12 protein-coding genes are annotated in these 11761 nt (G+C 67.5%); 6 read left to right on the top strand and 6 right to left on the bottom strand.

All coding sequences use genetic code 11. The features are described 5' to 3' along the window. Window positions 1-447: 447 nt before the first annotated feature. Window positions 448-2223 carry an alpha-glucosidase gene (locus FS787_RS13340; RefSeq protein ID WP_144672958.1) on the bottom strand — a complete coding sequence of 592 codons (1776 nt, stop codon included), beginning with the start codon at window positions 2221-2223 and terminating at the stop codon, window positions 448-450. Window positions 2224-2425: 202 nt separating this feature from the next. Then, entirely contained in the window at window positions 2426-3718 is a 1293-nt protein-coding gene (locus FS787_RS13335; RefSeq protein ID WP_186329198.1) for a mechanosensitive ion channel family protein, read from the bottom strand. A gap of 189 nt (window positions 3719-3907) precedes the next feature. Between FS787_RS13335 and FS787_RS13330 the strand changes: the two genes are divergently transcribed. Next, complete coding sequence (locus tag FS787_RS13330; protein ID WP_144672956.1) at window positions 3908-4618, top strand: hypothetical protein; 711 nt, start codon at window positions 3908-3910, stop codon at window positions 4616-4618. 4 nt (window positions 4619-4622) lie between these two features. After that, on the top strand, window positions 4623-5408 hold the full coding sequence (locus FS787_RS13325; protein WP_260982551.1) for a hypothetical protein: 786 nt from the start codon (window positions 4623-4625) through the stop codon (window positions 5406-5408). A gap of 78 nt (window positions 5409-5486) precedes the next feature. Here the strand turns inward: FS787_RS13325 and FS787_RS13320 are convergent, their stop codons facing one another. The 3 genes from FS787_RS13320 to FS787_RS13310 form a co-directional block, all read right to left on the bottom strand. Further along, on the bottom strand, window positions 5487-5861 hold the full coding sequence (locus FS787_RS13320) for a helix-turn-helix transcriptional regulator (RefSeq protein ID WP_186329197.1): 375 nt from the start codon (window positions 5859-5861) through the stop codon (window positions 5487-5489). Further along, complete coding sequence (locus tag FS787_RS13315; RefSeq protein ID WP_144672954.1) at window positions 5824-7098, bottom strand: MFS transporter; 1275 nt, start codon at window positions 7096-7098, stop codon at window positions 5824-5826. Before FS787_RS13315 ends, FS787_RS13320 begins: the two co-directional genes overlap by 38 nt. Before the next feature lie 95 nt (window positions 7099-7193). Next, complete coding sequence (locus tag FS787_RS13310) at window positions 7194-7457, bottom strand: YegP family protein (RefSeq protein ID WP_144672952.1); 264 nt, start codon at window positions 7455-7457, stop codon at window positions 7194-7196. A 201-nt stretch (window positions 7458-7658) separates the two neighbouring features. Between FS787_RS13310 and FS787_RS13305 the strand changes: the two genes are divergently transcribed. Further along, window positions 7659-7964, top strand: a complete 306-nt coding sequence (locus FS787_RS13305) for an acylphosphatase (protein ID WP_144672950.1) — start codon at window positions 7659-7661, stop codon at window positions 7962-7964. A gap of 8 nt (window positions 7965-7972) precedes the next feature. Here FS787_RS13305 and FS787_RS13300 read toward each other — a convergent pair whose 3' ends face one another. Next, complete coding sequence (locus tag FS787_RS13300; RefSeq protein WP_144672948.1) at window positions 7973-8776, bottom strand: alpha/beta fold hydrolase; 804 nt, start codon at window positions 8774-8776, stop codon at window positions 7973-7975. Window positions 8777-8901: 125 nt separating this feature from the next. Here FS787_RS13300 and FS787_RS13295 point away from each other — a divergent pair, with 125 nt between their 5' ends. From FS787_RS13295 to FS787_RS13285, 3 genes are all read left to right on the top strand, one after another. Next, window positions 8902-9237, top strand: a complete 336-nt coding sequence (locus tag FS787_RS13295; RefSeq protein WP_144672946.1) for a cupin domain-containing protein — start codon at window positions 8902-8904, stop codon at window positions 9235-9237. A gap of 84 nt (window positions 9238-9321) precedes the next feature. Then, the gene (locus FS787_RS13290) at window positions 9322-10662 is read left to right on the top strand and encodes a diacylglycerol kinase family protein (RefSeq protein ID WP_144672944.1); all 1341 of its coding nucleotides are present in this window, start codon (window positions 9322-9324) and stop codon (window positions 10660-10662) included. Between the two features lie 193 nt (window positions 10663-10855). Continuing rightward, complete coding sequence (locus FS787_RS13285) at window positions 10856-11758, top strand: ABC transporter substrate-binding protein (RefSeq protein WP_144672942.1); 903 nt, start codon at window positions 10856-10858, stop codon at window positions 11756-11758. Window positions 11759-11761: the final 3 nt, after the last annotated feature.

Genomic DNA, 11761 nt, shown 5'->3' with positions numbered 1-11761 from the left:
CTTCCCGCCGACGCGGGTTCGCCCCGCCGACGCGCGCTCTTCCGGCCGACACGCATAAGACCCCTGGACACCCGAATTCGGGTGTCGAGGGGTCTTATGCGTAGCGCAGGCGGCTTAGCGCATCGTGAACGCGGGTGCAGGAGGCCTTGGTCGCCGCTAGAACCGCGTCGGGTCCGGCCGCGGCGGGACCGGGCCGGGGTCGGGGATCGGCAGCGGTCCGGGCGTGGGGAACGGGCCGGGCGTTGGCGAAGGACCAGGCTCCGGAATCGGCGGCGGGGGAGTGACCGGACCCGGTTCCGGCGGGAAGGGATCCCCGGGCTGCGGCTCAGGGGTGGTGGGCCCGGGTTCCGGCGGAAACGGATCAGGTTCGTGCGGCGGCGGAATGGTCATGCCAGGCTCCCTCACTCGTGTTGGATCGCAGAATTTCCGGAATGTTCGGCCAACGGGCTACCCGTCAGACCGGGCTGCCCCGGCGCGGAAGACCTTCAGCTCCCACGGACGGAGATGCAGGCGGGGCACCGCGGGCTCGGCAGGATAGTTGCCCAGGACCAGCTCCGCGCTGCCCCACGCGACCGGAACGTCGGCGTCGTCGAGCGTCACCTCCTGGTCCTGCCCGGAGAAGTTGCCCAGCACCAGCAACTGCGTGCCCGGAATCGAGCGGACGAAAGCGTAGACGTGCTCGTCCCGCGGCAGGAGCATGGTGAAATCTCCGTGCGAGACCACGGGCTCGGCGTGCCGCAGCGCGATCACTTTCCGGTAGAAGCTGTACACGGAGTCCGGGTCGTCCACCTGCGCGGCGGCGTTGATGTGGTTGGCATTCGGGTTGACCGCGATCCAGGGCGAACCGGTGGTGAAGCCGGCGTGCCGGGAGGCGTCCCACTGGACCGGGGTGCGGGCGTTGTCGCGGTTGAGCGGCGCCAGCGCGGCGAGTACATCGGCATCGGTGTGGCCCAGATGGGTGGTGGCTTCGCGGTGGTGGTTGAGGACCTCGATGTCGCGGTAGTCGCTGATCGCACCGAAGGTCATGTTGGTCATGCCGAGTTCCTCGCCCTGGTAGACGTAGGGCGTGCCGCGGTGCAGGTGCAGGATCCCGGCGAGCATTTTTGCGGAGAGCTCACGGTACCGGCCGTCGTCGCCAAAGCGGGACACAGCCCGGGCTTGATCGTGGTTGCCCCAGTACAGGCTGTTCCAGCCGCGCTCCGCCAGCCCGGTCTGCCAGTGCCCCAGGGACCTCTTGAGATCGGTGAGTTTGAGTTTCTTGGGCCGCCACTTGTTGCCGTCCTCCTGGTCCAGGGCCACGTGCTCGAACTGGAAGACCATGTCCACCTCCGCCCGCGCGGGATCAGTGAACAGGACGGCTTCGTCCACGGTGACACCGGGCATTTCGCCGACGGTGAGCAGCGGCCCGGTGCGTCCGGCGAAGACCTCCCGGTGCATCTCCTGCAGGAACTCGTGGATCCGCGGGCCGCCGATGTAGAACGGGGTGCCGTCGCCGTAGAGCTTGCCGGCGGCGATGGGCCCGTCCGGCAGCGCGGTGTCCTTGGAGATGAAATTGATGACGTCCATCCGGAAGCCGTCCACGCCCCGGTCCAGCCACCAGTTCATCATCTCGTAGACCGCCGCCCGGACCTGCGGGTTTTCCCAGTTCAGGTCCGGCTGCTTCCTGGAGAAGATGTGGAGGTAGTACTCGCCGGTGGCCTGGTCGAACTCCCACGCCGGGCCGGAGAACGCCGACCCCCAGTTGTTGGGCGCCGCACCCGGGCCCCCGGCGGCGCCGCCGGTATCCTCGCGCGGCGGCCGCCACCAGTACCAGTCCCGCTTGGGGTTGTCCTTCGAGGACCGTGATTCGATAAACCAGGGGTGCTCGTCCGAGGTGTGGTTGACCACCAGGTCCATCACCAGCTTCATGCCCCGGGCGTGAAGCCCGTCCGTCAGTTCCCGCAGGTCCTCGAGGGTGCCGAAGATCGGGTCCACGTTGCGGTAGTCGCTGATGTCGTAGCCGTTGTCGTCCTGCGGGGACGTGTAGATCGGGGATAGCCAGACGACGTCGACGCCCAGCCGGTGCAGGTAGTCCAGCTTGCTGATGACGCCGCGCAGGTCCCCGATGCCGTCCCCGTTGGAATCGGCAAAGCTGCGCGGATAGATCTGATAGACGACGGCGCTCTGGAACCAATCGCGGGCAGGAGCCTCAGCGGATGCTTCAGTGGGCTGTTCTACCGTCATCGGGTCTCCTCAGCTGGTCCAGCAGGCTCGGCGGTCAGCACCGGCGCTGACTCACCAACGTCTGATTATTGAACAGTTCCCGCGGGCAGGGAAGACCCCTTCGGCGCTATGTGGACGACGCCGGACGACGCCGGGCGGCACCGGACAGTGCCGGACAGTGTCGGACGACGACGACGACGACGGCGGCGCCGCCCACAGCGCGTCAGTTCTGCGCGGCGATGCTCTTGTCCCGCTCTTCGAATACTTCCTCGCCGGGGCCGGTGAACGCCTTGGAGCGCTGGATCGCCTCGATGGAGCCCGTGAACAGCTGGGAGTCGTGGGGATCGGCCGGGTGCCGGCCGGGCTCGGCCGCCGCGGAGACCTTGCCGGGCCGCTTCGACGCGGAAGGACCGGGGGTGCGGGCCGGACCCGCCGTATTGGAGGCCCCGGGCGTTCCGGCCCCCAGCGAAACGGCGCCGAGCGATTCGAGCCGGACGTGGGGGAGCGCCGTCGGGTGTTCCTGCTGCAGGAAGAGCACCAGCTCCTCGCGGATGAGGCAGCGCAGGTCAAAGAGCTGGGCGCTGTCCGCGGCGCTGACCAGGATCCGGACCCGGACGAAGCCGGCGGTCGCGTCGGTGATCTGCAGGATGCCCACCCGCTCGTCCCAGAGTTCGGTGGTGGCCAGAACCCTCTTGAGCTCGGCGCGCATGTCTTCCACCGGGGCGCGCCAGTCGAGGTCGAACTCCACCGTGCCCATGACTTCGGACTGCCGCCGTGTCCAGTTTTCGAACGGGGTGGTGGTGAAGTACGTGGAGGGCAGGATCAGCCGGCGGTCGTCCCAGATGTGGACCACCACGTAGGTCAGGGTGATCTCCTCGATCCGGCCCCATTCCTTCTGCACCACCACTACGTCGTCCACACGGATCGCGTCCGTGAAGGCGAGCTGGATGCCGGCGAAAACGTTCACCAGGGAGGTCTGCGCGGCGAGGCCGGCCACGATCGAGATCACGCCGGCGGAGGCCAGCAAGCCGGCGCCGAGGGCCTGGATCGCGGGGAACGTCAGCATGGCGACGCCGAGCGCCACGATGGCGATCAGGGCGACACCGATCCGCCGGGCCAGGATCACCTGCGTGCGGAGCCTGCGGGCCCGGCGGTTGTCCGCCACGTCCACCCGGTAGCGGGTGAGCACCAAGGTCTCGATGATGAGCAGCACGGCGATGGCCAGCCAGGCGAGCGATCCGATCAGCGCGATCTGCAGCGCGTGGTCCAGGTTGCGGCGCCACTCGGCGTCCTCGGTGGTGAGGCCCAGGGCGATCCGCACGCCGATCAGGCAGAGGGCCAGGCGCAGCGGCAGCCGTGCCACCCGGGAGGTCTCGCGGAGCGCTTCCTGCTTGCGGTTGAGGCGGAGCACCACCCGGCGCACCAGCCAGGAGGCGAGGAGGCCGCCGGCCACGGCGAGCGCGACCGCGAGGATGGGAATCAGGAAGGGCATGGCGGGATCGAGGACGTCTTGCATTACTTAAGCTCTAGCAAGCTTCCGCGGCCAACTGAAATCAGGAGGCACTCAACGTGGGAAGCATCACGGCCGGAAGTATCGGTGAAGCCACGATCCGCACGCCGGGACACTTAGGGCCCAAAGGCCCTAGTTTCCCCGCTGAAACCCCCCAGAATGGTCCAATCACTGAATATTTCCAGGGAGGGTGTCATGCGCCCAGCCGCATCGTTGGCCACAGTCATTTCCGCTGTTTGCGCGGCAGCCGTCCTCGCGGGTTGCGGGACACCGTCGGCAGCCCCGTCCACCAGCCCCCCGGCCACCAGCGCCGCTGCCAGCGCCCCGCCCTCGACGCCCGTTTCACCTTCCGTCACGGTCCCGGCTGGCTGGAAGACGTTCACGACGTCGGACGGCACGCTCGCGTTCGACTACCCGGAGGCGTGGACCATCGTGGACCCGGCCGGGCCGCCGGCAGAAGGCGGTGTGTTTGTGGCCCTGGTGAGTGACTACGGCAAGACGATGGCCACCCTGCGGACCGGCATGGTCGCCGGCGCCGAGTGCCCGGAGACGCTCCCCTTTATGGTGTACGACACCGAGCCGGTCCCGGCGCTGGCCCAGGACGGGGTGACCCCCAGGTTCGTGTACGAGGGGCGGACTGACCCGGCGTCGAGCGATCCGTCGAAGTCTTTGACCCTGGGCTACGGCATCACCTCCGAACCGGAAGCCGTTGGGGACAAGGCCTGTCCCATCTCCCACTACTTCACCTGGCCGCCCAACCGCGCCATGTTCAGCGGCGTCTATGACCCGTTCGACACCACCCCGGGCGCTCCCAAGAACGTGGACACCCCCGAGGTGTACATGGACACCACCGAGTACAAAGACGTCAAGCAGGCCATCATGTCACTGCGGCCGGCCGGAAAGTAGGGATGTGAGGAAACCGGCCGGACGCCCCGGCGCCGCCTGGGGCGCCACTGTTGGCGCCATCGGGGCGGCCTTTCTGCTGGCGTCCTGCGGCCTGGTGCCGGAACCAGCTCCTCCCGCAAGTCAGACGCCAAGCAGCACCACAGCACCGTCACCCACGACGCCGTCCGGGTCGCCGTCCGAGGAGGGGACGCCGTCGTCCGGCTGGAAGACGTTTACGACGACGGACGGGGGACTGTCGTTCGACTACCCCGCGGGCTGGACGGTCAAGGACCCCGGCGGGGCGCTGGGCGGAGAGTTCGTGGACGTGCTCAACGCTGACGGGAAAACGATGGCCGGCCTGCGGACCAACATTGTCACCGGCGCGGAGTGCGTCGGGAAGACCCCTTACGAGGTCTACGATTCGGAGCCGATGGTGGCCCTCGCCGAGGGAGGAGGCGCCGACGGCGGCGTGCCCCGCTACGTGTTCGAGTCCCGGGGCGACGACCCGGACCCGGTGTCCACGCAATCCACTATCGCCGCCTACGGCATCACCATGATCCCCGAGGAGCCCGGCGAGCTGGCGTGCCCCATGTTCCACCTGTTCCTCTGGCCGCCGAGCGGCGCGTTCTTCGGCGGCACCTACAACCCGGAGAGCAACACAACGCCCGGCGACCCCAAGCTGCCGTATCTGGAGAAGGCCAAGCTGTACGCGTCGACGCCGGAGTACCAGGACGTCCGGAAAATGATCACGTCCCTGCGCCCGGCCGATGCGCCGACCGGCAGCGCCGCGCCGTCGGGGGACTCCCCATAGAGGACCGCCGTCGGCGGACTCCCCATAGAGGACCGCCGTCGGCGGACTCCCCATAGAGGACCGCCGTCGGGGGACCCGCTAGTCGTGGACGGGTTCGCCGGTGATCTTGTGGTCGGCGTGGTTGATGGTTTCCTGGATGAGTCGGATGAGATGGCCGTCGTGCAGGGAATAGATGACGTGCCGGCCGTCCTTGCGGGTGTCAACGATGCCGCTGAGCCTGAGCTTGGCCAGATGCTGGCTGACCACGGTGCGGGGCGCCTGGGCCGCCGTCGTGAGCTCGGTGACGGTTTTCGGGCCCTGGGCGAGCTGCCAGAGCAGGTGCAGGCGGGTTGGTTCGGCCAGCATCCGCAAAGTTCCGGCGGCGGTTTCCAGCAGCTCCGTTCCGGGCGCTACCGCATGGACGAGCGAGGGTTCCTCAGCGGCGCGCGGCGGTAGGTTCGGCTGGCTGCTCAACGGTCTCCTCCTCGCGGGCTTCTGCTCCCCGGATGCGTCCGGGCCAGGACAGGAATGCTCCTGCACTGCCTAGTATCGCAAGAATTGTCAGCAAGAGTGCCGCCCAGCCCAGCCCTGCTGCGGCGCCGGCCCACCCGGCCAGCGGGTAGGCGACGATGTAGCAGGCGTGGGACAGGGAGAACTGGGCCGTGAACACGTACGGGCGGGTGGCATCGGTGGACGCGTCACGCAGCAGCCGGGCGGACGGCGTCAGGATGGTGGAATTCCCCGCCCCCAGTACGAACCACAGCCCCAGCAGCAGCCACCACCCGGTGCCGGGCGGGGCCAGGAACATGGCCGCGGTGGCGCCGCCGAGGGCCACTGGAATCACGACGGCGCCGGTCAGCATCACCGCCCGGTCCCCGAACCGCTCCAGGACCCGGGGCGCGAACACCGCCACCAGCATGGAGCCGATACCGAAGCAGGCTAGGGCCAGTGCCAGATCCGTGTCCGGGCGGCCGAGCACATCGCGGACATAGACCACGGTGTTGACCAGCACCAGGGCAGTTGGTGCCGCGACCACCAGGTTCAGCGCCAGCAGGGACCGCAGGCGACTGTTGCGCCAGAAAATGCGGGCCCCCAGGGTGGTCCGGTGCCATATGGACATCGCGGGCCCGGTCAGTGCCTCGACCCGGGGCAGCGCGGTGATCACCACCATCAAGGCGGAGAACAGGAACCCGGCCACCGTGCCCAGGAACAGGTTGTTGTAGCTCAGGACGGTCAGCAGCAGAGCGGCCGCAGCCGGGCTGACCAGCGCTTCCATGTCATAGGCCAGCCGGGACAGCGACAGTGCACGGGTGTAATCCCGCTCGTCCTTGAGCACTGTCGGGATCAACGACTGGAATGCGGGCGTGAAAGTTGCCGAGGCGGACTGCAGCAGGAAAATGACCACGTAGATCTGCCAGGCCTCCGTGATGAACGGCAGGCACACCGCCATCGCCGCACGCACCAGGTCCGCGCCGATCAGCACCGGCTTCTTCGGCAACTTGGCCACCAGGGCATTGACCACGGGAGCGAAGCCCACATAGGCCAGCATCTTGATCAGCAGGGCCGTGCCCAGCACGGCCCCGGCGTCGCTGCCCGCGAGGTCAAACGCGAGGAGACCCAGCGCGACAGTCAACAGGCCGGTGCCGAGCAGTGCCACAACCTGTGCGGCGAACAGCCGCCGGTAAGTACCGTCTTTGAGAACCGAGAGCATGGACCCATTATAGATGCATATGTGCACGAGTATGCACATATGCGGCGGCCCGGAAGGTTGCTGCTTCGCCGCTTAGACGGCGGGTCTTCGGTTTTCTAAACGGCGGGGATATGCCGGTGCCGGCGTTGCGCCGGTTTCGGCAGGCCTGCCCGGGTGGTGCCGGTGCCGCCCCAGGCGTTGGAGCGGGCTTCCTTGATCAGGCCGGTGCCGGCGCACTCGCGGACTGCCATGATGCCCTCAGCGGCGGCCCGCTTGTCCTCGAAGGCCTTGGATATCGCCAAGACCGTTCCGTCGGCGCCGAGGAGCCGGAAACGGACGTTCGCCTCAGCGTCCGTGAAGATTTCGAATTGTCCTGCCATCGTCTTTGTCCTCTCGGGCAATGCCACGCGGCGGGAGGTTAAGACACGTCCATGTGCCATGCCATTTTCTCGACACGTCCCCGCAGCGCACCCGACCATCATTCCTACTGCGGTCTGCGGAACGTAAGGGGCGAAGGTCCCTATGTGGAAAGTGCGCCAGTCCTCTGGCGGTGGTCTCCGTGAGGGGCGTTAGATTGGGGCATGGCTGAGTTTCGGAAGGGCGATTCCGGCGAGTGGGTCCGGCTGACGGCGCGGGTGGACGGTGTGGTGCAGGCCGTCGGCTTCCGCTACTGGACCGTGCGCAAGGCCGAGGAGCTGGGGCTGACCGGCACGGTCAGGAACAACTCCGACGGCACGGTGGGCATCGCCGCGGAGGGGCCCCAGTCGGTGGTGCTGGAGTTCCGGCGCTGGCTGCGCTCGCCGGACGCGCCGGGACGGGTGGACACCGTGGACGAGTCGATCTCCCGGGCCACGGGGGCTTTCAGTAATTTCCGCGTGGTGTATTAGGCCTTGGTTTAGGCGCCGGTGAAGCGGCCCAGGAACTCCAGCACCGCGGGGTGGGCGGGGTTGATGAGGTGGCCGCCGGGAACCAGAACGCTCTCGGCCGCGGGCAGAAGCTCCGACAGGCGTGAATTGACTGTCCGCAGCACCGCGGGTGAGTCCTCCGCGGACACCAGCAGGGTCGGCAGGCCGACCGTGGCCAGCTCCTCCGGCCCCAGGGCGGGCGGGTTCGCGCTGAGGTCCAGGCCGTCGCCCCTGATCTCAGCCAGCACGGCCGGACTGGTGGCGGCGAACATTTCCCGGAGCTCCCGGGGCAGCGTGTCCCAGATCTGGTCTCCCAAGGCGTCGCGGATGACTGTGGCGGCCGCGGAGTCCGGGTCCTGTGCCGCGGCTTCCAGGACTGTGTTCCGGAGCCGGCCCGCCCAGGCCTGGGCCCCCGGATCCAGCCAGAACACGGCGGGCTCCAGCAGGACCAGGGCCGTGACCTTCTCCGGGTGCCGGTGTGCCAGGGCCAGGGCGATCTCCCCGCCGGTGCTGCGGCCGATAACCACCGCCGGTGTTGCGGAAAGGGCATCCAGCAGGGCGGCGGCATCGTCCACATGGTCTACCAGATCCACGGATTCGAACGGCACCGGGCGCTCGCTGCGGTGAAAGCCCCTGCGGTCGTAGATGAGGCAGCGGCAGATCCTGGCCAGCTCGGCGGCTGCTTCCTCCCACAGCACTGCGGAGCTGGGCGTCCCGTGAATACCCAGGACGGGCAGCCCGGCGCCGTGCTCTTCGTAGTACAGCTCAATGCCGTTGACGCTCACGCGGGGCATGGATTAAGCGTAGAACGGCCGCAGGTTGAGGTCGAGAGTGGGGAAGGAAGGTATGCCGTCCGGGTCCAGCCAGAACGGGGCTAAGGACCCTCGGCAGGGAGCCTGTTTCTGAGTAGGGTGGCCCCATGCAGAAGATATCGCTGGATGCCCTTGCGCGGCAGCAGATTGCGGCTGCGGTGGCGGCACCCAGCGGACGTGCAGCGGACACTGCGTTTGGCGGGCATGAGAAGACCCTCCGCCAAACGGTGATGGCGTTCCGGGCGGGGACGCAGCTGAGCGAGCACCAGAATCCGGGCGAAGCCACCGTGTTCGTTCTCCGCGGCTGCGTCCGGATGCGTGCGGGCAAGGAATCCTGGCAGGGCAAGACCGGGGACCTGCTGATCGTGCCGGACGGGCTGCACAGCCTGGAAGCGGAAGAGGACTCGGCGATCCTGATGACCGTCGCGAAAATCAAAACCTGACGGCACAACCGCAGGCGGGACCGGGCGAAGCGATCAGCCAGGCGAGGCGCTCGGCCGGGGCCGGAAAACCGCAAGGAGCAGGATATGACTGTCATCCCTTTCGAAGAGGTCCCACAGACCCGGCGGTGGTGGGCGAGGGCCGCATATGTCGCGCTGTTCTGCGCGGCGGTGGTTCCGCTGGTGGCGGCAGGCGTGGCGGGCACGGTTGCCCTGCTCCTGACCGGGGCCGGCGGCGTTGTTGTGACGGTGGCCTGTATCTATTGGTTCCTCATCAGCCGCGGTTTTCTGCGCTGGTGTGCCTTGGCAGTGGCGGTGCTGGCCCCGCTGGTGGTCGTGTTCCTGTATGTCCAGGCGGGCCTGCTGTTGGAGGTCCTGATCTCCGTCGGGCTGGTGTTCGTGGCGGTGGTGTGCGCCCGGGCCGCCCTCCGGGAGCCCCGGGCGGGATCGAAGATGACCGAGTACCCCGCTCCGGCATGGCGGCATCCCTTTGTGGTGATGAACCCGCGGTCCGGCGGGGGCAAGGTGGTGAAGTTCGATCTGCAGCGCAAAGCGGAGGAGCTGGGTGCCGAGGTGGCGCTCCTGGAGGGGCCGGGGCAGGTGGACGTGGACGCATTGGCCCGGGACGCCGTGGAACGGGGTGCCGATCTGCTCGGCGTCGCCGGGGGTGACGGAACCCAAGCGCTGGTGGCCGGCATCGCGTCCGAGCACAACCTCCCTTTCCTGGTGATCAGCGCCGGCACCCGCAATCATTTCGCGCTGGATCTCGGCCTGGACCGGGAGGACCCCACGGGCTGCCTGGATGCCCTCCGCGACGGGGTGGAGCTTCATGTCGACCTGGGCAAGATCAACGGCCGCACCTTCGTCAACAACTCCTCCTTCGGGGTCTACGCCGAGGTGGTGCAAAGCCCCGAGTACCGCGACGACAAGACCGGCACCGTCCTGCAGATGCTCCCGGACCTCATCAAAGGCGACAAGGGCGCCCGGCTGCACGCCAAGATCGACGGCACCACCGTGGACGGGCCGCAGGCGGTGCTGGTAAGCAACGGTCCGTACGGCAGCCACGACCTCGCGGGCTTGGGCCGCCGCACCCGGCTCGACCGCGGCGTGCTCGGTGCGGTGGCGCTCTCCGCCTCCAGCACCCGTGAAGCCGTGGGCCTGCTGCGCCGGGCGACGAAGCGCGGCTTGATCCAGCGCACCGCAGTGGAGGTGATGGTCGACGCCGATGTGCCCGAGATCCCGGTGGGCGTGGACGGGGAGGCGCTGATGCTTGCCACCCCGGTGCGGTGCACCATCGAACCCGCCGCCCTGCGAGTCATCGTTCCCCGGAAGCGTCCGGGCGTTCCGCCCGCCCAGCCGGCGCTGGACCTGATCCGGCTCCGCGAACTGGCGTGGGGGCGCCGGACGGCGGCGCACGCCGCGGCCTAGCGGCGGTTCCACCATTTCGAAGTTGCAAGCTCGGGGCGGGGAAATTCTGCGGGACATTTGTCGATTTCGAGGAATCCTTGAAGCAACACCGTCGGGCAACACGCATTGACGAGTTCTGAGCTTGCAGGCACGCAGTGCCCTCCTCCCGCAGACTTGCGGGAACCTAGTGATTCTCTGAACAACTAAGGAAACCATGCGCACCCGATACGTTCTCCCCGTCCTCACCATTGCTACAGCGCTCGCGCTCTCCGGCTGCGTCAACAACAGCGAACCGGCCGCCACCGGCGGGGCATCCGGAACCGCGGACGCCATCGAGGTGAAAAAGAATGACTCCATTGCCGCGATGCTCCCGGAGAAAATCAAGAGCGCAGGCGTGCTGAACGTCGGCATGGCAAACAACTATCCGCCCAACGAGTTCAAGGACGACAACGGTGCGCCGGCAGGCTGGTCAGTGGACCTCACCAATGCCCTGGGCCAGGTCATGGGTTTGAAGGTCAACTTCGACATCGGCACGTTCGACAACATCCTTCCGGCGGTGAAGGCAGGAAAGGATGACATGGGCATGTCCTCCTTCACGGACACCCTGGAACGCGAAAAGCAGGTCGATTTCGTCAATTACTACTCCGCGGGGATCCAGTGGGCCGCCCCCAAGGGGAAGACCGTAGACCCCAACAACGCCTGCGGACTCAAGGTTGCTGTCCAAGCAACCACCTATGAGGACACCCATGAGGTACCCGCAAAGTCGAAGGCCTGCACCGACGCCGGCAAACCCGCTATCACCATTTTCAAGTACGACGCCCAGGACCAGGCCACCAACGCTTTGGTAGTCGGACAGGTCGACGCGATGAGCGCCGATTCGCCCGTTACCCTCTACGCGATCTCCAAGACCAAGGAGAAGCTGCAGACCGCCGGCGACGCCTTCGAAGTGGCACCCTACGGCATCCCCGTGGCCAAGGGCAGCGAATTTACGCCGGTCCTCCAGAAGGCCCTCCAGTCGTTGATCGACGACGGCACTTACAACAAGATCCTGTCCAAGTGGGGCGTGGAAGCCGGCGGAGTCAAGACGGCGGACCTCAACGTGGCAGCCAAAGGGTGATCG

The organism is Arthrobacter sp. U41 (assembly GCF_007679325.1).
Classification (GTDB): Bacteria; Actinomycetota; Actinomycetes; order Actinomycetales; family Micrococcaceae; genus Arthrobacter.
This window is presented reverse-complemented; position numbering and strand designations above follow the sequence as displayed.

Coding starts and splice junctions, on each gene's coding strand:
- FS787_RS13310 (WP_144672952.1), bottom strand. CDS start 7,457: ATGGCAGGACAATTCGAAATCTTCACGGACGCTGAGGCGAACGTCCGT.
- FS787_RS13315 (WP_144672954.1), bottom strand. CDS start 7,098: ATGCTCTCGGTTCTCAAAGACGGTACTTACCGGCGGCTGTTCGCCGCA.
- FS787_RS13300 (WP_144672948.1), bottom strand. CDS start 8,776: ATGCCCCGCGTGAGCGTCAACGGCATTGAGCTGTACTACGAAGAGCAC.
- FS787_RS13295 (WP_144672946.1), top strand. CDS start 8,902: ATGCAGAAGATATCGCTGGATGCCCTTGCGCGGCAGCAGATTGCGGCT.
- FS787_RS13305 (WP_144672950.1), top strand. CDS start 7,659: ATGGCTGAGTTTCGGAAGGGCGATTCCGGCGAGTGGGTCCGGCTGACG.
- FS787_RS13290 (WP_144672944.1), top strand. CDS start 9,322: ATGACTGTCATCCCTTTCGAAGAGGTCCCACAGACCCGGCGGTGGTGG.
- FS787_RS13335 (WP_186329198.1), bottom strand. CDS start 3,718: ATGCAAGACGTCCTCGATCCCGCCATGCCCTTCCTGATTCCCATCCTC.
- FS787_RS13340 (WP_144672958.1), bottom strand. CDS start 2,223: ATGACGGTAGAACAGCCCACTGAAGCATCCGCTGAGGCTCCTGCCCGC.
- FS787_RS13285 (WP_144672942.1), top strand. CDS start 10,856: ATGCGCACCCGATACGTTCTCCCCGTCCTCACCATTGCTACAGCGCTC.
- FS787_RS13330 (WP_144672956.1), top strand. CDS start 3,908: ATGCGCCCAGCCGCATCGTTGGCCACAGTCATTTCCGCTGTTTGCGCG.